The sequence below is a fragment of the Agrobacterium sp. 22-3639C2 genome (genome assembly GCF_053522105.1).
The window spans coordinates 443794-467605 of the sequence record NZ_JBNWDB010000005.1 but is presented as its reverse complement, the minus strand read 5'-3'; the positions used below and the strand labels follow the sequence as shown (position 1 = coordinate 467605).

The following is a 23812-nucleotide window of genomic DNA, read 5'->3' as shown; positions in this document are numbered from 1 at the left end:
CCGCCGGTCAGCGCAGGAACCGCCGGAAGCGGCGAAGCGCAAAAATGAAGAGTGCAGAGCCTATCGCAAGCAGCGCCAGCAATTGCGGCCAGACCACATCCAGCCCCGCCCCCCTGAAAAGCACCGATTGCGCCAGAATTACGAAATGAGTGTTGGGTGCGAGCAGCATGAGGTACTGGATGATATCCGGCATGCTTTCGCGCGGCGTCATGGCGCCGGACAGCACCTGCAGCGGCAGCAGGAACAAGATCAGCAACATGCCGAATTGCGGCATGGAACCCGCCACTGTTGCCAGGAAAATACCCATCGAGGTCATCGCAAAGAGCTGCAACGCCGTTCCAAGTAGGAAAAGGGAGAGCGAGCCTTCGATGGGAATAGCGAGCAGCCCCTTGACGACAACGAAAAGGGAAAATGCCGAGGCCACCAACACGACAAGGCCCATGGACCAGACCTTGCTGAGCATGATTTCCAGCGGCGTGACCGGCATGACCAGCAGATGCTCGACCGTTCCATGTTCACGCTCGCGAATGAGCGCCGCGCCCGTCAGCACGATCGACAGCATGGTGATGGCGGTGATGATATTGTTGATCGAGCCGAACCAGGATTTGTCCAGTTCAGGGTTGAAACGAGAACGCAGCGTCAGATCGACTGGCACCGTCGTCGCGCCGCGATAGCGGTTGACATATTCCTCAACTTCGCTCGTCACGATGTTCTGCACGTAACCGCCGCCGCTGAAGGCCTGGCTCATGCGGGTGGCATCGATATTGAGCTGGATGGCAGGGTGCTGCCCGGCCATTAGCTGACGCTGGAAATCCGGCGGAATGTTGAGCGCGAAGGTGTCGAGCCCTGCATCCATGCGCTTGTCCATTTCAGCAATGGAAATCTGCTTCGGCGGCGCGAAATAGGGCGGATAAAACGCCGTGCTGATGCGACCGGAAAGCGGCGACTGATCCTCATCAACAATGGCGATGGCGGCGTTGTTTAGGGTTTCGGGCAACGCGCTGGAACCGGTGTAGATTTGCAGCGTGAAAGCGTAAACGATCAGCAGCAACAACATGCCATCACGCGCAAGCCCGCGCAGTTCCTTGATGCCGAGCTGGAAGATGTTGGATGAAAACAAACTCATGACGCCTGTTTCCTCAAAAGAGTAGCACCAGCGATGAGCAGCAGCGGAATGGCGATGAGAAGCGGCAGAAAGGAACCCGAAAGACCGTCGAAATCCAGCCCCTTGGAGAAGGTGCCGCGTGAGATCGTCATGAAATAGGTGGCGGGATAGATATTGCCGATAAAGGCCCCCGCCCCCTGCAGCGACGAAACGGGATCGATCATGCCCGAGTATTGTGTGGCCGGAATGAGCGTCAACAGGGCCGTGCCGAAGATCGCCGCGATCTGGCTCTTCATGAAGGAAGACATGACGAGCCCGATGGATGTGGCGATGATGACGAAGAGTAAAGCGCCCGTCGCGTAAGCGAGATAACTCCCGGTAAACGGCACCCGGAAGATGAAGATCGCAAATGCCGTCAAGAGCAGGAAATTGAGCATGCCGAGCGCCACATAAGGAAGCTGTTTGCCGATCAGGAATTCCAGCCGCGTGGTCGGCGTCACGTAAAGATTGACGATCGAGCCAAGTTCTTTTTCCCGAACGACGCTGAGCGCCGCCAGCATGGCGGGAATGAGCATCAGCAGCAGCGGAATGACCGCCGGCACCATGGCGACGAGGCTCTTGACATCGGGGTTGTAACGATAGCGCGTTTCGATGCTGAAGCTGCTTTGCGTCGCTGCATTGCCATAGATTTCGCTCGCCTTGCGCGCCAACCATGTCTGGTGCATGCCCTGCACGTAACCGCGCACGGTTTCTGCCCGTTGCGGCATGGCGCCATCGATCCAAGCGCCGACCTCCACCGTCTTGCCGCGCAGCACATCGCGGCCGAAACCGGGTGGAATTTCAATGGAAAGGCTGAGTTCCCCGTCACGCATGCGCCGGTCCATATCCGCATAGTCGCGGATCGGCATTTTCTCGATGAAGTAACGGGAACCGGCTATATCGAGCACATAATCGCGGCTGATGGTGGAATCGTCGCGGTCCAGTACCGCGAAGGTCAGGTCCTCAACATCGAGATTGATGCCGTATCCGATCACGAACATCAGGATGACACTGCCAAGAACCGCTAAAGTGCCGCGAATGGGATCGCGTTGCAGTTCCAGCGCCTCGCGGCGCGTATAGCTGAACATGCGCCTGACATCGAAAAACCGTTTGCGGGCTGGTGCAACATGCTGCGTCGGGACCACCTCCGTTGCCGGAGCGGGCGCTATTGAAGGTTCCGCCTTTTTGACACCCGAGGCATCCTCGAGATAGGCGACGAAAGCCTCTTCCAGCGTTGCGGCATTACGGCTTTTGGTGATCGCGTCAGGCGTATCGCTTATCAACACCTTGCCGGCATGCATCAGCGAAATCCGATCGCAACGCTCCGCCTCATTCATGAAATGGGTGGAGATGAAGATGGTGACATTATCGTTGCGGGAGAGATCGGCTAGGATTTGCCAGAACCCGTCCCGCGCCACGGGATCGACGCCTGAGGTCGGCTCATCGAGGATGAGAATGTCAGGAGAATGGATCATCGCCACCGCAAGCGACAGTCTTTGCCGGATGCCGAGCGGTAGGTCGTCCGGCAGCGTGTCCATGACCGTGCCGAGATCAAAGCGCTCTGCCATCTCGGCGATGCGCGGCTGAATGGTCGCTTCCGGCAGCTTGAACAGCCGCGCGTGAAGATCGAGGTTCTGTCGCACCGTGAGTTCGGAATAGAGCGAAAAGGCCTGGCTCATGTAGCCGACGCGGTGGCGGATCGCCATGTCGCTGGCATCCACCTCGTGGCCGAATAGCTTCGCCTCGCCTTCACTGGCGGCCAGAAGACCGGTCAGCATCTTCATGGTGGTGGATTTCCCGCAGCCGTTCGAGCCGAGAAAACCGAAAATCTCGCCACACGGAATTTTGAAGCTGACATTGTCGACGGCGGTAAAATCACCGAAACGCATGCTCAGATGCGAGGCCTCAATGGCATAATCGCCCTCGCCGGTCACCGTGCGCGGCGCGATATTCACCTCGTGGTAACCCTTACGCTTTTCTTCCGGAAGAAGCGCGATGAAGGCTGCATCGAGATTGGCGGCGGAGGTGCGGTAGAGCAACTCGGTGGGCGAGCCGGTGGCAAGAATTTTGCCGCCATCCATGGCGACCAGCCAGTCGAAACCGGCGGCCTCTTCCATATAGGCCGTAGCGACAATCACGCTCATACCCGGACGACCGGCGCGGATGGAATCGATCAGCTCCCAGAATTGCCGGCGCGACAGCGGATCGACACCCGTCGTCGGCTCATCGAGAATGAGCAGGTCAGGATCGTGGATCAGCGCACAGCAGAGCCCGAGCTTCTGCTTCATGCCGCCGGAAAGCTTCATTGCCGGCCGGTCGGCAAAAGGTTCAAGGCCGGTGCTCTTCAGCAACTCGGCAATGCGTGCCTTTCTCTCCCTGCCGTCCTGCCCGAACAGCCTGCCAAAAAAGTCGATATTTTCGAAGACCGAGAGGGTTGGATAGAGGTTCTTGCCGAGGCCCTGCGGCATATAGGCGATGCGCGGGCAAGTATCCTCGCGGTGGCGCGGATCGGACATATCGCCGCCGAGGACCTCCACCTTGCCTTTCTGTATGGCCCGGGCGCCGGAAACCAGAGAGAGGAGGCTGGACTTGCCGACACCGTCAGGCCCGATAAGGCCGATCATCCGTCCGGCGGGAATTTCGACCGATATATCGGCAAGCGCAACCGTGCTGCCAAACGCCAGCCGTACATCCGTCAACCGCGCGACTGGCGCGCCGGGATTTTTAGTATTCGTCGCGGAGGGTGTGACCATCGCGGCCACTCTCACTTCACAAGATTGCGTTCGAGATTCTCCGGCCAGACGGCCTGCGGATCAAGCCGGACATAGGCCATGCCGGGAAGACCGGTTTTGACATACTGAATATATTTCTGCAGCAGCTCCTGCGGAATTTGCGCCCGCACCCGGAAGGTAAGCTTCTGGCGCTCCTCCTCGGTTTCCACCGTCTTTGGCGTGAATTGCGCCACATCGGCGACGAAGGAAACCTTGGCGGGAATGGTATATTGCGGCGCTGCGTCCAGTATCAGGCGCACATCCGAGCCCATGGATGTACGGCCAGCCTCAGCCGTGGGCAGGAAGAACGTCATGTAGACGTCACCGAGATCGACGAGGTTGAGAACCCGCCCGCCGGCGGAAAGCACCTCGCCGGGCTGGGCGATGCGATATTGCACACGGCCGTCGCGGGGTGATTTCAGCGTCGCATCGGCTATGTCTGTCTCGATGCTCTCAATATCGGCCTGCGCGGCATCGACAGCCGCTTCCGCATCGACGATCTGTGCCTTGGCGGCGTTGATTGCCGCATCAGAGGCGGCAAGCGAGGCCTGCGCCGAGGCAAGAGTGGCGCGGGCGGACTGTTCTGCCGCCTCACTGTCATCGACGATCTGCTGCGACACGGCATTGCCGGTCAACAGCTGTCTTGAGCGCGCATAGGTCTTGGACGCCGAATCAAGCTGGGCCTTGCGCTGTTCCACCACCGCAAGCGCCGAGGTCTTTTCCGCCTCCCGCTGGGCAACGAGGCTATGGGCGGTATCGATTGCGATCTTTGCGCGACGAAGCTGCGCTTCCGCCTGACGCTTTTTGGCCTCCAGCTGGGCAGTATCCATCTGGGCAAGCACCTGCCCTGCCTTCACGAAATCGCCTTCGCGCGCCATGATGTCCTGAAGACGGCCGGCGGTTTTGGTGGAAATATCGATCTCGACCGCCTCGATCCGGCCGTTACTGGAAACGAAACCGGAGGGCAGACCCTCTGCCGTCAACTTCGACCAAGCGAAATAGGCAGCAACGGCAATAACCCCAACCGCCAGACCAATGAGCAAGCCTTTTTTAGACATCCGTCTTCCCCATGAACCCTTCGAGTTTCAACCGTAATACGATAAAACCGAAGAAGCCAGCCACCTTTACGTTCATAAATCCCACCTGATATTTCCCATATTGGAGCGAGAAGACAGGTTGCTAGGGACTGTTTAGGTGAGGGAGCGCTTCGAGGCTTTGACACACGTCAAGTGGATGAAGGACTAAAACCCACTTCGTCATGCTCGGCCCTGTCCCGAGCATCTGCTAGCTATCATTTTCTGCTAGGTGGTTGGTTCCTCGGGACGAGCCCGAGGATGACGTTAAATCTATAGCGGAATGACAACCGGCGAACGCCACGCAAGGGGCGCCAGCCTGCCGTCAACGCAGCCGTTGCGTTCCTTACACCGCCCGCGCCCGCTTCATCTCCACCTGCGTCCATTCCGGCAACCAGTCCCGGTGCGCGACAAGAAGATCGTCCACCAGCGACCAGATCTGGTCGAGATCGAGTTCCGCTGCCGTATGCGGGTCCATCATCGCCGCGTGGAAGATATGCTCACGGTTTTCGCTCATCAGCGCCCGCACCGTCAGCTCCTGCACGTTGATGTTTGTGCGCATCAGCGCGGTCAGCTGCGGCGGCAATTCCCCGATGAAGGTTGGTTGCACGCCGTTATGATCGACAAGGCAGGGCACTTCCGCCGCGCAATCTGATGGCAGCGAGGTGATGCAGCCATTGTTGCGCTGGTTGCCGTAGATGACAGACGGTTCGCCGGTCCAGACCGAGTTGATGATGGAGGAGGCATATTCCTTGGATTGCTTGACCTCGATCTTTTCGGCTGAGCGATAGGCCGCCGCCTGCCCCTTCCAGCGCTCGATCTGCTCGATGCAGCGCTTGGGATATTCATCGAGCGGAATACCGAATTTCTCGATCAGGTCCTCGCGCCCCTCCTTGATGAAATAGGGTGTGTATTCGGCGAAATGCTCGGAACTTTCGGTAACGAAGTAGCCGAGACGCGTCAGCATCTCGTACCGCACCTTGTTGGGGCAGCGCGGGTTCCAGCCGGGCTTCGGCGCACGGCCTTCGCGATAGCCTCGTACGAGATCGGGATAGAGGTTCTTGTAGCTGCCATCAGGCTGGCGGTGCTCGAATTCCAGGAAAAACGCCATGTGGTTGATGCCGGCCGAACGATAGCGGATTTCCTCGTAGGGAATATCGAGGTCATGGGCGAGCTCCATGGCCGTGCCCTGCACCGAATGGCAAAGGCCGACCTGCCGGATTGTCGGGTATTTCTCCGCAATCGCCCAGGTGTTGATCGCCATCGGGTTGACATATTGCAGCATGATCGCATTGGGGCAGACGGCGAGCATATCCTCGCAAATCTTCCACAGATGCGGCACGGTGCGCAGGCCCCGCATGATGCCGCCGACACCAAGCGTATCGGCAATGGTCTGGCGCAGGCCATATTTACGCGGCACCTCGAAATCGGTGACTGTGCAGGGCTCGTATCCGCCGATCTGGAAGGCGACGACGACGAAATCGGCACCGGCGAGCGCCTTTTTCTGGTCTGTAAAAGTCTCGGCTTTCGCCTTTGCCCCGAGCGTCGAAATCAGCTTGTTGACGACGATGGCGCTTTCTTCCAGCCTTTCGCGGTTGATGTCCATCAGCGCGATCGTTGCGCCGGAAAGGGCCGGACGTTGCAGCACGTCGCCGATGATGTTCTTCATGAACACCGTGGAACCTGCGCCGATAAATGTGATCTTGGGATCTCGTGCCATATTTGCCTCCGGCATCTTGAACTATGCGATTTCAAAGGCGGCCCGGACGAGCCGCTGGGTGTATTCGGTTTTCGGGCGGTTCAGCACCTCCTCGACGGGGCCTTCCTCCACGATCCTGCCGCGCTGCATGACGATGACGCGGTGGCAGAGAGCCCGAACGACCTTCAGGTCGTGCGAGATGAACAGGTAGCTCAAGCCCCGCTCGTCCTGCAGCTTGCGCAGCAGGTCTATGATCTGCGCCTGAACGGAAAGGTCGAGCGCCGAGGTCGGCTCATCGAGCAGGATGAATTCCGGCTCCAGCGCGACTGCACGCGCGATGGCGATGCGCTGGCGCTGGCCGCCTGAGAACTCGTGCGGGAAACGCGAGAGGATGTTGCCGGGCATGCCTGCCGCTTCCAGCGCGTCGCGCACCCGCTCCAGCCTTTCGGCCTTGGTTTTACCAAGCCCGTTGATAACCAGCCCTTCCTCGATGATCTGGCCGATGGTCATGCGTGGATTGAGCGAGGCGAAAGGGTCCTGAAAGACGACCTGCATGCGAGAGCGCAGAGGCCGCATTTGAGACCGGGAGCGGCCGTCGACCCTCTCGCCATCGAAAATCACCTCTCCGGCCACCGGCTCGTTCAGCCGCAACAGGGATTGGCCAAAGGTCGTTTTGCCAGACCCGGATTCGCCGACAATTCCCAGCGTTTCATGGCGCTTGAGGGTAAGACCAAGATCGTCGACGGCAACAAGTTCCTTCAATTCCGGCTTGAACAGGCCACCGTAGCGCATCATGAACGACACCCGCACGCCATTCGCCGTCAGCAGCACACCGGAATTTTCCGGCAATGGTTTGGCGGTGCCATGCGGCTCGGAAGCAAGCAGCTTTCGGGTATAGGGGTGGTTCGGCGCTGCAAACAGCCGCTCAGTGGTGTTGTGCTCACGCATCTCGCCATGCTGCATGACGTAGACGTAATCGGAAAACTGCTTCACGATCGTCAGGTCATGGGTGATGAGCACCACGGCCATGCCGCGCTTCTTCTGCAGATCGCGTATGAGGTTGAGGATCTGCGCCTGTACTGTCACATCCAGTGCTGTGGTGGGTTCGTCGGCGATCAGCACATCCGGATCGTTGGAGAGCGCCATGGCGATCATGACACGCTGCCGTTGACCGCCTGAAAGCTGGTGCGGATATTGCTTCAGCCGCGCCTCGGGTTCCGGAATCTGCACCTGCCGCAAAAGATCGAGCGCCCTCGCTTCGGCCTGCTTCCTGCTCAGCTTCGAGTGGACGCGGATCGCCTCGACGATCTGACTGCCGATCGTATAGATCGGGTTCAGCGAACTCATCGGCTCCTGAAAGATCATCGAGATACGGTTGCCGCGCAACGCCCGCCGCTGGCGGCTTGAAAATTTCAGGATGTCGTCGCCGTTGAAGCGCACGGTCGCGGTTTTCGAAACCGAGGCCCGCTTCGTCAAAAGCCCCATGATGGTGCGGGCGGTCACCGATTTTCCCGAACCGGATTCGCCAACGATGGCGATCGTCTCCCCCCGGTAAAGCTGGAAGGAAATGTCCTTCACTGCCTCCACCGTGCCGTGCTCAACCTTGAAAGTCACGGCAATATTGCGTGCATCGATGATGGCCTGGTCGTTTCGATTATCAGCATCGAAGCGGATGGCAGGGGCGTAGTTGTTCTGTGCAGCAACCATGTTACGCTCCTCTCAATAGGGATCGACAGCATCGCGAAGGCCATCGCCCAGCGCGTTGAAGGCAAAAACGGTGACCAGCACAAAGCCGACCGGCGCAAGGATCCATGGATAGGAACCAATGACTGAATAGGTGGCCGTATCCTGAAGCATCAGCCCCCAGGAGATCAGCGGCGGCTTGACCGCGAAACCGAGAAAGCCAAGGAAGGATTCGAGCAGCACGACGCTTGGAATATGCAGCGTGACGGCAACGATCACATGGCTCATCACATTCGGCAGGATGTGCTGGAAAATAATGCGCCGGTCGGTGGCGCCGACGGCAATCGCGGCGCGGACATAATCGATACGCGCCAGCGCCAGCGTCTTGCCGCGCACTTCGCGAGACATCTGCGCCCAGCCGAGCGCCGACATGACGCCGACCACGAAGAGGAGGAAAACAGTCGTCGGGGCAGTGACCGGGATAAGCGACGTCAAGGCGAGATAGAGCGGCAATTGTGGAAAGGCCAGAACCACTTCCACGAAACGCTGCACCCAGGCATCCAGCGGCCCGCCGAAATATCCTGAGATCAACCCGACGCTGGTGCCGATGACGGTAACGATGGTGACGACACTGAGCGCGATGGCAAGCGAGATGCGCGATCCATAAATGGCGCGTGACAGCACATCGCGTCCGAACTTGTCGGTTCCGAGAAAATGCACCGGCTGCCCGTCCGTGGTGCCGAAGAAGTGCCGGTTTGCCGGGATGAGGCCGAACAGCCGATATTCCGCGCCTTTCACGAAAAAGCCGAGATAAAGCGGATTGTCGTAATCCGGGCCGACGATAGGCTGGAAGGTCACCGGATCGAGCTCGTCCGTTTCAGCGGTGGCATAGACCCGAGGGAACAGGCTGATATTGCCGTCCTTGTCGGAGAACCGCACCACCTGCGGCGGGGAGAAACTGTCATTGGTTTCAAGCGGGTTCATCGGCGCGAAGAAATCGGCGAAGACTGAGATCGTGATCAACAGCACCACCAGCACCAGCCCCACCATGCCGGTGAAAGAGCGTCTGAGGCGCCGCCACACCAGAGCGAGATAGGTCTCGTTACCCTGAACACCCCGCTCGGGCTTCGGTGCGGCAGCCGATTCATTCTTGAGTTCGTCAACGGCCACCATCTCAAGCCCTCCCGAATTCGCGCACACGCGGGTCGAGCATGGCGAGCAGCATGTCGGCGATGATGTTGCCGACGATGAGCGTGGCGGCCAGCACCATCATGAAGGTTGCGGTGACATAGACATCGCCGACCGCCATGGACCCGACGATGGCGGGACCGACGGTCGGCAGCGCAAAGATGATCGCAGTTTCGATTTCGCCGCTCAGCATGTAGGGCAGCACGACGCCCTGATACATAATGAGCGGATGCACGGCGTTCGGCACGGCGTGGCGCATGATGACCGCGCCTTCCGAAAGGCCCTTGGCGCGCGCCGTCTCCACATATTGGGCGTTCAGCGTATCCAGCAGATTGCCGCGCATCACCCGCATATTATAGGCAAGTCCACCGAAAACGGCGATGGCAACCACCGGCCAGACATGGCTGACGAGATCGACGAACTTCCCCCATGACCATGGCGCACCGCCATATTGCGGCGAAAAGAAGCTGCCGATTTCCGACACGTCGAAATGAAACACCATCAGGTAGACGAGGATCAGCGCCATCAGGAAGCGCGGAATGGTCATGCCGAGGAAGGCGACGGTCGAAAGCAGATTATCGATCCAGGAATATTGTCTGGTGGCAGCCCAGATACCGAAACCGATTCCGAGAAGCGATGAAAGAATGTGGCAGACAAGGGCGAGTGCGATGGTGCGCGGCAGGCGTTCGCCGACCACATCGGCAACCGGCTTGTTGTAATAGAAGCTGTAGCCGAAATCGCCGCGTGTGATGATGCCGCCGATCCAGTTGAAATATTGCACGACGATCGGCTTATCGAGACCGTGTTCGATGCGGTAGGCCTGCGCCTGCGCTTCCGCCTGTTCGAAGGACGCACCGCCCTGGTTCATCAATTGCGAGCGGATGTAGTCAGCATAGTCGCCGGGTGGCGCCTGAATGATGGCGAATGTCACCACGCTCAGGATAAGCAGCACCGGAATGGCGGAGCCTATGCGTATTGTCAGGAATCTCAGCATCGAACGGGTATCCTCCGCTTGGCTAGTCCGTGTGTCTCCGGCCGCGCTTCACGCGCGACCGGTACCGGGTTTTCTCCGGGAGGAGTTCTAGTTGATCGGGCCGCCCTCACCCGGCTTGCCGGGAAGCTGCTCGGGGAAAAGCTCGTATTTGCCCTGCTTGTCGGCCGCGACCCAAAGGCGTTCGCGGATGATGGCGTCTTCAGCCCAGTTGAACATGAAGATCGGCGTGCCCTGCGGCACATTCGAGAACCGCTTGTTGACGATAAGCGCGCCGGGATATTCGGTAAGCCCGATCGTGTAGAGGTTCTGCGTGTAGACCTTCTGATATTGCTTCATCAGTTCCGCCCGCTCGGCATTGTCCTGCGAGGAGATGAATTTGCGCACGATATCGGCCATCTCCTTTTCGAACGGCATCAGATCCAGTTCCTTGCCTTCAGGTGCGCGATGGTTCCAGCTGGTGCGCGGGCCAACGGGTGCCAACTGCTCGGTATTCTGCACCACGGACGAAAGCTCGGTGGAGTTGCGGCGCACCAGCCAGTCGAACTGACCGCCATAATGGGCCGCATCGCGCTGGTTGGAATCAAGGCTGTTGATGACGAGGCGAAGGCCAAGTTTCGCCATTTGCCCGACAAGGCCTTCCGCAATGCTCTTGTCCGTTGTGTAGCCGTTATTGACCAGAAGAATGATCTCGACGTTTCGTCCGCCCAGTGTCTCCTTCGGGAAGTTCAAGAAGCCGTCGCCATCGGTGTCCTTCAGGCCGATTGATGCAAGGGCGGCTTTCGCTTCCTTAAGGTTGAAGGGGTAATAGACCGTGGAATTGCGATCGTAAAAACCGGTGCCCGAGGAAATGCCACCCGGATAGATCGCCGTGAATGGGCCCTTGACGAGCGAGTCGCCGATTGCCTTGCGATCGAGGGCCGAGGTCACCGCCTGACGGAACACCTCGTTGCGGTTCAGCTCGCGAATGGCCTGCCCGCGCTCGTCCGGATTGCCCCAGCCATTGGCGGAAAAGTTCATCTGCAGGTTATAGCCGATCAGGCGTGGCCCGAAGGCAAGGCGAGCCGGCGCATTCGGGTCAGCTGCGCGTTTCAGCGAAGCGACAAAATTCTCCGGCTGCTCGAGATTGGAGAAATCGCCCGATCCCGCCACAGCCTGCACATCGCGATCGGCCCAGGTGGAGAGCTTGTAATGAAGCTCGTTGAGATAAGGCAGCTGCTGGCCCTTCTCGTCGACCTTCCAGTAGTATGGATTGCGCCTGAGCACGATGATGTCGTCGGGGCGATATTCCACCGGCACCCAACCACCCATGACAGGCATGTTCATATATTCCGGCGGAAAGGCGTTCTTGAACTGGTTATAGGTGTTCTTGGAATATTTCGGGTGCTGTGGTTTCAGAATATGCGCCGGTCCGGGGCAGAAGCTCGGATAAGCCATGGTGTAGAGATATTGCTTCGGGAAAGCGGTCTTGAAAGTCCACTCCACCGTATAGTCATCGATCTTTTTGAGCGTGGTGCCTTCGCCGAAGGCTTCAGGCGACGCGCCGCCGCCGAGCGGCGAGACGTTGGGATCGAGAACCGCGTCTTCCCAGTAGAACATGACGTCATCGGCGTTGAACGGCACACCGTCAGACCATTTGGCACCCTTGACCAGATGCATCGTCAGCTTATGGCCATCCTGCGACCATTCCCAGCCTTTGGCGAGATTGGGCAGCGGTTCGGTGTCCTTGGCATTCACCTGAAACAGCGGCGCTGTGCGCGTCAGGCATTCGGAAAGCGCAATATCGATGCCGCCCCAGCCCTGGCTCTGGCCGGCAATGTAGTTCCAGCCTTCGGGCCGTCCGCCGATCACATGGCGCATCGTATCGCCATAAACGCCGATGCCATCCACCATGTTGCCGGTCTTGTAGACCAGCGGCTCCTCAGGCAAGCGTTCCTTCAAGGGCGGCAGCTTGCCTGTCTTCTCGAATTTTTCGGTGATCCAGTCCGGCTCGCTGTAATCAGGCAGGGCCTTGAATTCGAGGATCGAGTCGCGCGCCACATAATTGATCTTGCCTTCCGCCGGAAACTGCGGCGGCTCCGGCGGCGTGGTGGTTTCGAAGGCGTTCGCACTGAGTGCGATCATCGAAACACCAAGACCCAATGCCGAGATGATACCGATCTTGCGTTGAAGTTGCATCGTCATTCCTCCCAAATGGCAGCTCTTCGACCGCCCACCCTCTGTTGTCGCGATAGCCACGGCGGCGAACTCCCTTTTCACCACCGGCCTGTTCCCATGCCTTTTCCTTCAAACGGCCTTTTTCAGCGCCGATTTCTCGGCCCGTAGTTCCTCGATTGAGCGCACATTGCGGCGCGCCGCACCCGCCCAGTCGCGGGTCTTGACGGTGGATTTCGCAAGCCGCTCCTTGGCATCAGGCACGGCATCCGCATATTGCGGCAGCCAGCGCGCCTGTGCGACGACCATCTCGTCCACCATCTGCCAGACCTCCTCCGGAGTGGCGACGGCGCCGACCAGCGGGTCATGCAGCACGGCAAGCTTCAGAAGATCGATATCGCCGCTGACCGCCGCATGTACCGACATGCGCTGCACGTTGATGGACGCCATGCAGGTCGCTGCGCAGGCTTCCGGCAGCGTGATACCCGAGACCATGTTGATGCCGAAACGATCCACGAAACCGGGCGACTCAATGATCGCATCAGAAGGAAGGTTGGTTATGACGCCATTGTTCTTGACGTTGAAGTGGCCGCGATAGACACGCCCGGTCTCAAGCGCTTCGAGAATGTGGCTCGCATGTTCGTTGGAGCGCTTCTCCGGTTCGATGGGCTTGGCGGCTGACGCCAGGAACTGCGGGAATTCCGTTTCGAACCAGTTCCGCGTCTCGGTGGAGTGGCGCAGATAACCGCCGGTTTCGCCGTGAATCCAGTCCGACATATCGATCCAGCGAGCGATTTCATCAGGGCGCTTGCGGTACCACGGCAGATATTCGGACAGATGGCCGTTGCTCTCCGTCGAATAGACACCGAAGCGCTTAAGCACGTCGATGCGCAGCTTTTCCTGCTGTGAGAAAACCGGATGCGCCTCGAAAGCGGCGACCAGCTCTTCTTTGCCGATCTTGCGGCCATTCAGCCTTAGATCGATGAACCATGTCTGGTGGTTGATGCCCGAGCAGATGTAATCAAGTTCGGACGGGGATTTTGCGCCGAGAATTTCAGCGATCTGCTCCGCACCGTGCTGCACACCGTGGCAAAGACCAACCGTATCCACCTTGCCATATTCGATGGCTGCCCATGTATTCATGGCCATGGGGTTGGCGTAATTCAGGAACTTGGCACCGGGTGCGGCGACCTCGCGGATATCCTTGCAGAAATCCAGAATGACCGGAATGTTACGCTGGCCATAGAGAATGCCGCCGGCACAGATGGTGTCACCGACGCACTGGTCGATCCCGTATTTCAGCGGGATACGGATGTCGTCCGCATAGGCTTCCAGACCGCCGACCCGCACACAGCTTATGATGTATTTCGCACCCTCAAGCGCGCGACGGCGGTCGGTATGCGCTGTCACTTTCACCGGAAAACCGTTTGCCTCCACGACCTTGTCGAGGATCGCCCTGATCATATCCAGATTGTGCTGGCTGATATCCGTCAGCGCGACCTCGATGTCGCGAAACTCCGGCACGCACAGGAGATCGGTGAACAGTTTTTTCGTGAATCCGACGCTTCCGGCGCCGATTATAGCGATTTTGAAACTCATAACGCCACCTCTGTTGCAAATCGAACGGGTGAAACGGGCCAAACGATCATAATAAGGCGATGCGAGAATATACCTGTAAGAACCCCGGAAAACCGGCACTCCTGAAAAATTCTCCGCAACAATATCGCGCTGGCTGTCTCCTCGGTTCGGGATTATGCGTATAATGACGAGCGGAACCAGAGAAGGATTATGCTTTCATGGGTAATTTTGTGCTGCGCGATTTGATCGATCAAGGGCCGGGGATGAGGACCGTCTCGCTGCCCCGCGGCCGCCAGACCCTGCACACAATGCCCACCAGCAGCGGCTATGAAATCCGCAGCAGTGACAATTATGACTGGGACGGACGAAAGCGCGGACAGACACCATTCACTGTGCTGCAATATTGCATTGGCGGACAGGGAAACCTTCGTTACGAGAACCGTCATTACGTGGTGAAGCCGGGCGAAACCCTCCTGTTGCTCATCCCGCACAATCATCGCTACTGGCTGGAAGCGGGAAAGCAATGGGAGTTCTTCTGGATCTCCATGAATGGCGAGGAGGCCTTGCGCATTCACCGCAATATTCTTGCCGTCACCGGGCCTATCCTCAAGCTGCAACAGGAAACCGTCGATCATCTCGCCCATTGTTGCTCGCGCCTCGTCAACGGCGCGGAAACACCAGGGGCGGCCTCCGCCGTCGCCTATGAAGCGGCGATGACGCTTTATGACGACGTGTTCGGCTCGCATCCCTCCTTTGGCGGTGAATATCGCACCATGCAGCAGGTGCTGAGCTATATAGACGGGCATCTCGGAGAGCGTCTTTCCGTCAGCGATCTTGCCGCCGTCGCCGGCCTCAGCCGTGCGCATTTTTCCCGCATCTTCACGGCAAGCGAAGGCCTGCCACCGGCCGAATTTGTATTGCAGCGACGGTTGAGGCGGGCAGCCAAGCTTCTCACCACAGCCGAAAACATCCCCATCAAGGAGGTATCCGTGCTATGCGGCTTCGAAGACCCGAACTATTTCTCGAAGGTCTTCCGCAGGCTATATGGCATCAATCCAAGCGAATTCCGCACCACCGGCATGTATGCGAGCGTTCAGCAGAGCAGATCGTAAAAAACAACTTCGTTTTGCCACGTTTCAGGCGATTAAGAATTGGCCATACAGCCCCTTTTGGAGACCGAATGAGGTGAACAACAAAATCAGGAAGATCCTCATCTTTCCGCTTCGGGCAATCATCGTGTTTGTCCTGGTCCTCGACGGCATTTTTCGCCCGCTCTATCGGCCGATCATCAAGGCGATATCCAGACTGACATTCATCAGGAAACTGGAAAGCCGGATTGGCGGATTACCGCGTCTTGCCATTCTTCTTTTGCTGGCGGTGCCATTTGCCATCGCCGAACCGATGAAAATCATCGGCCTGCTCCTCATCGCGCACGGCACCGTCAAAACGGGAATTGCGCTGACGATCCTCGCTCACCTCGCCACATTCCTGATTGTCGAGCGCATTTACCACGCCGGTCGGGAGAAGCTCCTCACCTACGCCTGGTTCGCATGGATCATGCGATATGTGCGGTTTGCCCGTTCGTTTTACGATCGCTTCAAGCGCGCGACACTGGGCTGGATCCGGCTGAGCGTTCTGGCGCGTCAAAGATAAAAGCGGCACCTTTCACCGCCGGCCGCGCAACTTCTTCAAAAGATATTCCGCAAAGGCGGTTGCCTGCAAGGAGACGAGAATGATGGCAATGCCAAGAACAACACGGGCTTCGGGCACCTCGTCAAACAGGAAGTATCCCACAGCGGTCACGAACAATATCGACAGATATCCGACGGGCGCCAGAACACTGGCGTCAGCGATGCGATAGGCCCGCAGGAAGCAATATTGCCCCATTTGCGCAAGCAGGCCGATGGCGAGCAGCGCCACCCAGTCGAGCGGCATGACCGGTTTCCACGTCCAGATCGCCGGAACGGCGGTAATGACGGCAAGACCCACCGTGTAGAACACCATCATGACAGTGGTGTTTTCCTGCCGCAGCGCCCGGGTCTGGATCACCGCAAGCGCGCCGAACACGACGGAGACGAGGACGACGAGCACGCCTGCGTTAATCTCCGCGCCGCCCGGCCCGATGACTACAAGAACGCCAACAAATGCGAGGCAAGCGCCGACCCAGCGATATCGGCTTACCTTTTCACCGAGAAAGACAACCGCCATGGCCATCGTCACCAGCGGGCGTGAGAAGCCGACAGCATTGACGGTGGCGAGCGGCAAGAGGGTGATGGCGACGAAGTTGCTGGTGAGTGCAATGGCGTTGCAGCAGATTCGGAAAAGGTTGCGCCAGGGATATTTGACGCGCGCCATTTCCCCCCGGTGTCGCCAGATAAGCGGCAGGATGAAGATCAGGCCGATCATCGCCCTTATGAAGACAAGCTGGAATGCCGGATAGGTCACACCCTGCGCCTTGACGAGGGCTGTCATTCCACCCGAAACGAGGGCCATATCCATGAGCAGCCAGCCGATGCCCGCGCGAGCATCGTTTTCGCGCGGGTTTTCCTGTTTTTCACTCTGGTCCTGGCCATTCACGCGGGTTGCACAAGGTTTGCCATGAGGCGGAATGCCCCCGGCACCAGCTTGTCCATCTGGTGGTGCAGCACGAGGCTTGTATGCGTATGCCGGCCCCTGCCAATGGCCGCCGAGACCAGCGCCCCTTTCAGAGGCTGTTCATCGACATCGTGCATGGCGAGCAGGGGTTCATAAGCATCATTCCAGCGCGCAGCGAAATAGAGCCCGCGCTCCTTGTCCCAGCCCGTCCAGTCGGCAGCACGGATCGTGTTGGGCCCGACAAGCAATGGATGATCGGGCAATAGCACCGTCACCTCCGCATTTGGGTCCGTCACCCGCCAACGCAGGGAAGGCTTACCGATCTCAAGCCGCCTGACGGGCGTCGTCTCGGGATTCCATCCGTCGGTTGGACGGTGATAGAGCGTGACAAGATGGCCGCCTTCTTCGACGAAGCGGTGAAGCCTTTCGGTTGCCGCAGCCAGATCCTTGCGAATGCCGAAGGCGAAGATGCCGACAACGATTGTCGTGAAGGACGAGAGATCACCGCCAAGCGCCTGCGCATCGAGTTCTGTGACATCAAGACCCATGCGCGAAAGCCATGACCCGACCCGGTCGGCACCGCCGCCGACATAACCGACGCGTGCGCCCTCGGGCAGCTTGAGATCGAGCGAGAGGATTTTCAGAGCGGAGGGTGCCAGAAACCGCGCCCGGCCTATATGCGGATATGCGATGGGCGTGATCTGGAAGGCAGGTTGTGAACCGACAAGCGCTTCGATCTGGGCAAGGCCAACCGCTGCCTCACCGGTACGCTCGGCAATCCAGTCATTGCCGGTCTTGCGCAGGTTCCAGCCACCCGCACTCCTGAAAGACAGCGGTGCATCGGCACCCTTTATGTGTGCCTGAAAAACATGGGAATCCTGCCCCTGTCCAAGTGGAACCAGAAGCGCATCGGGCGAAATCGTCACCGACTGCGCCGGCGTCACGAAAAACGGCTCCTCCAGATCGAAAGCGGCCGAAACCTCCCTGCCTCCAATCCTTACGGACAGGCGCACCGAGGCATGACCATTGCCGCCTGAGGCTTTCCAGTCGGGCTGGTAAAGCCCGGAAACGGCCGCGTCCTGATCGGCGGCAAGTGAGAAGACCATTGTCTGGCCACGCGACTGAACCGAAGACGATACGCCAGCCGAAAGGACGGGAGTAACCTCGACGTCAAATTCAGCCGCCTTTCCCGCGAGTTCCACATAGAGAGATGACGTCCCGCCCGGAACGATCTCGGCCGGCTCGGCATAAGCTCGCTCGAAAAGATCGAGTGCCGTCAGGATAGCGGCATCGACCTGCGCCCGTTTGCGCGCGATCCGGTGCCCATGCAACTCCCTGAAGTCCGGCGCTGCGGCCTCGTCGACCTCTTGCAAAAGGGTTGCCGCCGTCCGAAGTGAGGCCGTGATCCGCTGCTTGTCGGGAAAGGCATCGATTGCGTCAGTGATTGCCTGTTCGGCCGCAACCAGCGCCTTTGCCAAATCGGCGGTAAGACCCGGAAAAGCCGAGAGATCAGCCAGCGACGACGACAGGCTGTCGAGGATCGAGCTTTCCTTACCGACTGCGACGTTGGAGAGTTCCAGATGCAGTGGCCATGCTTCCTGCGCCCGCTTCGGCCAATGCCCCATTCCCTGTGAGGCATGATAATAACGCGACCATTCGCCGATGCGGTCATATTGCGCGCCGGTTGCCCGCTCCTTGCCCACCGCATTGACTGTCAGCGTCGTTTCCGGCGGAGGCACCTCGTCATCATAGGTGTCACCACCACCAGACCATGCAGGAAGATAATATTTGGCCACCTTCCACGGCTTCAGCCCCTCGGAGAAATGCTCGGGATAGGCGGCAGGATCAGCCGCCAGCGCGATTGCGTTTTTCGCCGCGCGCGTCATGGCACGGTGGTGCCCGTGTTGTCCCGGCACATCGAGAAATGTCGGAATGACGATATCGGGCCGTTCCTTGCGATAGGCGCGCACCAGCCGCTCAACGATGCGCTGCTGCCCCCATCGACCGAAGGTCTGGTCGCCATCCTTGGAGAAGCCGAAGTCGTGGATGATATCCGCCGGGCCATGGCCGAGCCAGCTTATGTCCGCATCGATGATGCGGGCAGCCTCCTCCAGCTCCCGCGACCGGATGACGCCAAGCGCGCCCAGCCGCTCCGGCCCGAGCGCATTCTGCCCGCCTTCACCGCGCGTCGAGCAGGCGATGATGATCCGCATGCCCAGTTCCATCCGGAAATAGGCGAGAAGCCCGTTCTGCTCGTCGTCCGGGTGCGCACCGGTGTGCATGACGGTGACAGTGGATTTCAGTGCGCTCAGTCTACGGTGCAGACGCACGAGCCACGGATCGGCCATCTGCCGTTCGATGCGCTCCCGGGGGTTAAGCATGGGCGGTCTCCTCCAATATTCAGCCGGGCACCTGCGCTGCGGCGCCCAGGGACGTCTCGAGTTTTGGTGTGACAATGTCGAACAGCGGCAAGGCGGCAGCACCAAGCGCCGCCGTCAACTGTCCGGACTTGCCGTGGATGACGCGCGGCAACTCTCTTTGCCGCCGGCTTGCAACCGAAGTCGGCAGATGCCCCATCCGCGCAATGATCTCGCTGATGATGTTCTCAGGCAGCGCACCGCCGAGAATGACCGTCTGCGGATCGAGAATGTTCTCGAGCATCGCCACCATGGGCGCCAGATGGACGGCTGCCTCGTCGATCCATTCCATCACGACCGGATTGCCCGCGCTGAACAGGGCTTCAAGATCGTCAAGCTCCGTGTCCGCAACACCGGCGCAGACGAGCTTTTCCTTGAGCACATAGACGGAAGCATAGGCCTCCAGGCAACCTCTTTGCCCGCAAGACGGGCAAGGCCTTCCCTTGGGCGAGACCGTCACATGGCCGATTTCGCCGGCGTTGCCGAAAGCGCCGCGATAGGGCGAACCATCCTGGATGATGCCGAGACCAATGCCGACGCCGAAATAGATCATGCAGAAATTCGGGATAGCCAGCCCTGCGCCGAACAGGCGCTCGCCGACGGCAGCGGCCGTCGCATCGTTTTCCACCACGACCTGTTGGCCGCAGGCATCGCTCAGCATCTGGCGGGCATCGATACCCACCCAGCCGGAAAGCGTCGTCGGACCGACAGAGGTCATGCCGTCAATCTCGAAAGGCCCGGGCATGACGACGCCGGTGCCAAGCAGCCTGCACCCGACATTCTTCGCAACCGCTGCATGCTCCGCCGCAAAGGTTTTGAGTATGGCGTCCGGCGTGGTGTCCTTTAGCGGGGTAACGCGCTGCGTGCGCAACACGCCGGCCAGATCAAGACCGACGGTGACCATATGGTCTGCGGCAATCTCCACCCCGATCGTTGCGCCACCATCCGGGTTGACAGCAAACTGTATCGGCGGCTGGCCCCTGCCGGTGCGCCGGCGACCAAGCTCTTTCAGGAGTCCCTCGCCCACCAGTTCATCGACGATATTGGCGACCGCCTGGGGTGTGAGATGCGTGATCTTGGCTAACTGGGCGCGACCGAGCGAGCCGTGCCGCCTGACGATGTCGAGTACGACTCGCCTGTTGTGTTCGCGGCTGCGCTCAGGATTTTTTCCGATTGCTACGGGATAGGTATCCACCGTGTGCACCGTCATCTCTTCAACTTCCCGTCCGTTAGAAAATTCATAGCGTCGAAGTGAGGATAAGCGCAATATAATAATTCAAGTAAATTATGTTATTGACAAATGCTCGCCTTCAGAGAACCGTAGAGAGCGACCGGGGGTCAGAATTGCAAGGGGCGGAACGCGTAAAAATCCCGCTGCCGGCAAATCGATGAGCGCGCGCGAAAGCGCGGATAAAGGGAACGATCACTCCGCATCCGGAAGACCGGGCGGAGAAAATGGAGGCTTACATGCGCAGGGCAACTTTGTTCGCCGGCTTGGTCGCCGGTTTCAGCACATTTGCATTCAACGCCGCGCAGGCGGTTGAAATCGAATATTGGCAATATGTCTTCGACACACGCGTCAAAGCGATGGACGAGCTTATCGCCGAGTTTCAGAAGGCCAATCCGGATATCACCGTCAAACAGGTGACCTTCCCTTATGCCGACTACCAGACGCGAGTGATTGCCGCCAACATGTCCGGTAAAGGCCCTGACGTGATGCAGCTCTTCTACGGCTGGCTCGACAAGTTTGCAGCCGGCGGTATCTTGCAGCCGCTGCCGACCGACGCTTTCCCGCATGACAAGATCGAAAGCGAATTTTTCCCCATCGTCGGCGCCATGAAGCGCGGCGACGATTATTACGGCCTGCCGACGGCGGTTCGCTCGCTCGCACTTTTCTACAACAAGAAGCTCTTCACGGAAGCCGGCCTCGACGCCGCCAATCCGCCGAAGACGCTGGACGAATTTGTTGCCGCGGCGGAAAAGATCGCCAAGCACGATGCCGCTGGAAACCTCACCGTTGCAGGCTCCACGCTCGATATGGGCGGTCAGGACCACCAATGGTGGCGCGAAGTTCTTATCCGCCAATATGGCGGCGAGCCCTACACCGACAACGACCAGAAAGTCACCTATGACAGCGAGGCGGGCATCCAGGCGCTGAAGTTCTATACGAGCCTGCAGCTTGAAAAGAAGATCGGTCAGGTGGGCTTCATGGACGAAGGCCAGGCTGCCTTCCGTGCGGGCAAGGCAGGCATGACCATCGACGGCACGTTCAGGCTTGGATCTTTCAGAACCATCAAGGACTTTGAGTGGGGCGTGACCGAGCTTCCCACCAACGACAAGAATATCCGCTCCAACTATGCCAGCTATTTCGCCAATGGCATCAGCGCCAAGACAACCGGTGAAGAACTGGAAGCGTCGAAGAAATTCCTCGCTTACATCTCCTCACCGGAAGCCATGGCGATCTGGCTGAAGACGGTTGGCGAGTTGCCGGCGCGGCGATCTGCGGCGTTGACCGAGGAGAACCTGAAAGACCCGATCTATGCACCGTTCCTGAAGGGTCTCGAATACGCCCATACGACACGGTTCATGGATGAGGCAGCCCAGCGGCAGAACGCCATCGACATGACGAACCGGATTTTGCTCGAGGGTCAATCCGTCGAGGAGTCCATCAAGCAGGCCGCCAGCGCCGAGCAGGAAATCATCGACGCGGCCAAACCGTAAAACCGCAGGTCCAATCATGACAGCGATCGATCAACAGGGGGCGGCATCCGGCCGTCCCGGCGGCTCCTTCGGGGATCGCTTTTCCATGCGCACGAAGCGGCTTGTGTGGATCTGGAGCTTTCTTGCTATCCCGATCCTGTTTTACAGCATCATCCGTTTTTACCCGACGTTGCAGGCCTTCTGGTTGTCCTTCACCAACTGGGACCTGCTGCGCCCGGCAAAGTTCATCGGCGTTGCCAATTACGTCAAGCTGTTCAAGGATCCGCAATTCTGGAAGGTTTTCAAGAACACCTTCACCTATCTCATCGTCGGCACGCCCATCAGTCTGGTTCTGGCTTTCGTCATCGCCTTTTATCTGGATCGGGTGCGCATCCTGCACGGTTTCATCCGCGCGCTTTATTTCCTGCCCTATCTGACGACGGCAGCAGCAATGGCATGGGTCTGGCGCTGGTTCTATCAGCCGCCGCCGATCGGCATCATCAACGACGTGCTTGGCATGATCGGAATTCCCCAGCAGCCGTTCATCCGTTCCACCGATCAGGCGCTTTATTCGGTCATGGTGACGTCCATCTGGGCGGGGCTTGGTTTCCAGATCATTATCTTCATGGCGGGCCTGCGCTCCATTCCGACGACATTTTATGAGGCCGCGCGCATCGACGGACTTGGCGAATGGGCGATCCTTCGAAAGATCACGCTGCCGCTCCTGAAACCAACCACCGTTTTCCTGGTCGTCTTCTCCTCAATCGGGTTCCTGCGCATTTTCGATCAGGTCTACAACATGACCACCAACGATCCGGGCGGACCGCTCGGCTCAACCAAACCGCTGGTGCTGATGATCTACCAGACCGCGTTCAATTCTTATGCGATGGGTTATGCCGCTGCGCAGACGGTTGTCCTGTTCACCATTCTTCTTGTCGTGTCGCTGGTCCAGCTCTGGGTTCTGAGGGAAAAGAAATGAGCGAAGCGTTGCCACTCTCCCACGCCCGCGTCCGCCCCGGCCGCATCCTTGCCTGGACGCTGCTGTTCATCGGCGGCCTGATCATGATTTCGCCGCTGCTCTTCATGTTTTCGACCTCGTTCAAGACCGCGGATCAGGTCTATGATCTCAGGCTCATTCCCGCAGCACCGACGCTTGCGAATTACATGACTGTCATGGCCGACGGCCGTTTTCTCCGCTGGTTCTTCAACTCGATGTTCGTTGCGGTTATCGTCACCATCTCCAACTGCTTCTTCGACAGTCTGGTCGGTTATACGCTGGCCAAATTCGAGTTTCGCGGTCGCTACTTCATCTTCCTCGCGATCCTTTCCACGCTGATGATCCCGACCGAAATGCTTGTTATCCCCTGGTATCTGATGTCCAGCCAGCTTGGCTGGCTCGACAGCTACTGGGGCATCATGTTCCCGGGAATGATGACGGCCTTCGGCACCTTCCTGATGAAGCAGTTCTTTGAGACGGTTCCGAATGACTTCCTGGAGGCAGCGCGTGTCGACGGGCTGAACGAATTCCAGATCTGGTGGAAGGTAGCCCTGCCGCTGGTGACGCCTGCCCTTTCGGCGCTTGCAATCTTCACCTTCCTCGGCAACTGGACAGCATTCTTCTGGCCCCTGATCGTGACTACCAGCAAGGAGCTGTACACGCTGCCCGTCGGCCTATCGAGCTTTGCGGTGGAACAACAGATCCAGTGGGAAATGATCATGACCGGCGCTGCCATTGCGACCATCCCAACCCTTATCGTCTTCATCGTCCTGCAACGCTACATCGTTCGCGGTGTGATGCTGGCAGGCCTGAAAGGATAAC

General features: G+C 58.9%; 17 protein-coding genes. 5 read left to right on the top strand and 12 right to left on the bottom strand.

Annotated elements, in window-relative coordinates:
- Positions 1 to 7 precede the first annotated feature (7 nt).
- The 9 genes from ACQZ6D_RS22490 to melA (ACQZ6D_RS22450) all read right to left on the bottom strand — a co-directional run bounded on the left by ACQZ6D_RS22490 (position 8) and on the right by melA (ACQZ6D_RS22450) (position 14302).
- Positions 8 to 1126 (bottom strand): ABC transporter permease, encoded by a 1119-nt coding sequence (locus tag ACQZ6D_RS22490; RefSeq protein WP_004431287.1) that lies wholly within the window; start codon positions 1124 to 1126, stop codon positions 8 to 10.
- Positions 1123 to 3897, bottom strand: a complete 2775-nt coding sequence (gene rbbA / locus ACQZ6D_RS22485; protein WP_076845614.1) for a ribosome-associated ATPase/putative transporter RbbA — start codon at positions 3895 to 3897, stop codon at positions 1123 to 1125. The genes ACQZ6D_RS22490 and rbbA overlap by 4 nt, the downstream gene beginning before the upstream one ends.
- A gap of 11 nt (positions 3898 to 3908) precedes the next feature.
- A complete protein-coding gene (locus ACQZ6D_RS22480; protein WP_004431283.1) occupies positions 3909 to 4973 on the bottom strand; it encodes an HlyD family secretion protein in 1065 nt (354 codons plus the stop codon).
- Positions 4974 to 5334: 361 nt separating this feature from the next.
- Positions 5335 to 6708 (bottom strand): alpha-glucosidase/alpha-galactosidase, encoded by a 1374-nt coding sequence (gene melA, locus ACQZ6D_RS22475; protein ID WP_035200672.1) that lies wholly within the window; start codon positions 6706 to 6708, stop codon positions 5335 to 5337.
- Positions 6709 to 6729: 21 nt separating this feature from the next.
- The gene (locus ACQZ6D_RS22470) at positions 6730 to 8394 is read right to left on the bottom strand and encodes an ABC transporter ATP-binding protein (RefSeq protein WP_153793372.1); all 1665 of its coding nucleotides are present in this window, start codon (positions 8392 to 8394) and stop codon (positions 6730 to 6732) included.
- Between the two features lie 12 nt (positions 8395 to 8406).
- Complete coding sequence (locus tag ACQZ6D_RS22465) at positions 8407 to 9543, bottom strand: ABC transporter permease (RefSeq protein WP_004431275.1); 1137 nt, start codon at positions 9541 to 9543, stop codon at positions 8407 to 8409.
- Between the two features lies 1 nt (position 9544).
- Positions 9545 to 10552 carry an ABC transporter permease gene (locus tag ACQZ6D_RS22460; RefSeq protein WP_019566696.1) on the bottom strand — a complete coding sequence of 336 codons (1008 nt, stop codon included), beginning with the start codon at positions 10550 to 10552 and terminating at the stop codon, positions 9545 to 9547.
- An 87-nt stretch (positions 10553 to 10639) separates the two neighbouring features.
- On the bottom strand, positions 10640 to 12727 hold the full coding sequence (locus ACQZ6D_RS22455; RefSeq protein WP_013761094.1) for an ABC transporter substrate-binding protein: 2088 nt from the start codon (positions 12725 to 12727) through the stop codon (positions 10640 to 10642).
- 108 nt (positions 12728 to 12835) lie between these two features.
- Positions 12836 to 14302: an alpha-glucosidase/alpha-galactosidase gene (gene melA / locus ACQZ6D_RS22450; RefSeq protein ID WP_013761095.1), complete on the bottom strand. Its 1467-nt coding sequence runs from the start codon at positions 14300 to 14302 to the stop codon at positions 12836 to 12838.
- A gap of 197 nt (positions 14303 to 14499) precedes the next feature.
- Between melA (ACQZ6D_RS22450) and ACQZ6D_RS22445 the strand changes: the two genes are divergently transcribed.
- Positions 14500 to 15393, top strand: coding sequence for an AraC family transcriptional regulator (locus tag ACQZ6D_RS22445; protein WP_153793369.1), 894 nt, complete (start codon positions 14500 to 14502; stop codon positions 15391 to 15393).
- 73 nt (positions 15394 to 15466) lie between these two features.
- Complete coding sequence (locus ACQZ6D_RS22440; RefSeq protein ID WP_173995266.1) at positions 15467 to 15934, top strand: hypothetical protein; 468 nt, start codon at positions 15467 to 15469, stop codon at positions 15932 to 15934.
- A 12-nt stretch (positions 15935 to 15946) separates the two neighbouring features.
- Here the strand turns inward: ACQZ6D_RS22440 and ACQZ6D_RS22435 are convergent, their stop codons facing one another.
- Genes ACQZ6D_RS22435 through ACQZ6D_RS22425 form a run of 3 tightly spaced genes read right to left on the bottom strand, consistent with a single transcriptional unit; the run spans position 15947 to position 20503 of the window.
- Positions 15947 to 16858: a DMT family transporter gene (locus tag ACQZ6D_RS22435; RefSeq protein ID WP_035200396.1), complete on the bottom strand. Its 912-nt coding sequence runs from the start codon at positions 16856 to 16858 to the stop codon at positions 15947 to 15949.
- Complete coding sequence (locus ACQZ6D_RS22430; protein ID WP_448730040.1) at positions 16855 to 19257, bottom strand: PIG-L family deacetylase; 2403 nt, start codon at positions 19255 to 19257, stop codon at positions 16855 to 16857. The genes ACQZ6D_RS22435 and ACQZ6D_RS22430 overlap by 4 nt, the downstream gene beginning before the upstream one ends.
- A gap of 19 nt (positions 19258 to 19276) precedes the next feature.
- Positions 19277 to 20503 carry an ROK family transcriptional regulator gene (locus ACQZ6D_RS22425; RefSeq protein ID WP_013761100.1) on the bottom strand — a complete coding sequence of 409 codons (1227 nt, stop codon included), beginning with the start codon at positions 20501 to 20503 and terminating at the stop codon, positions 19277 to 19279.
- 245 nt (positions 20504 to 20748) lie between these two features.
- Here ACQZ6D_RS22425 and ACQZ6D_RS22420 point away from each other — a divergent pair, with 245 nt between their 5' ends.
- The 3 genes from ACQZ6D_RS22420 to ACQZ6D_RS22410 are packed head-to-tail and all read left to right on the top strand — an operon-like array spanning position 20749 to position 23811.
- On the top strand, positions 20749 to 22014 hold the full coding sequence (locus ACQZ6D_RS22420) for an extracellular solute-binding protein (protein ID WP_019566690.1): 1266 nt from the start codon (positions 20749 to 20751) through the stop codon (positions 22012 to 22014).
- 16 nt (positions 22015 to 22030) lie between these two features.
- On the top strand, positions 22031 to 22972 hold the full coding sequence (locus tag ACQZ6D_RS22415; protein ID WP_004431252.1) for a carbohydrate ABC transporter permease: 942 nt from the start codon (positions 22031 to 22033) through the stop codon (positions 22970 to 22972).
- Positions 22969 to 23811 carry a carbohydrate ABC transporter permease gene (locus ACQZ6D_RS22410; RefSeq protein ID WP_004431250.1) on the top strand — a complete coding sequence of 281 codons (843 nt, stop codon included), beginning with the start codon at positions 22969 to 22971 and terminating at the stop codon, positions 23809 to 23811. The genes ACQZ6D_RS22415 and ACQZ6D_RS22410 overlap by 4 nt, the downstream gene beginning before the upstream one ends.
- Position 23812 lies beyond the last annotated feature (1 nt).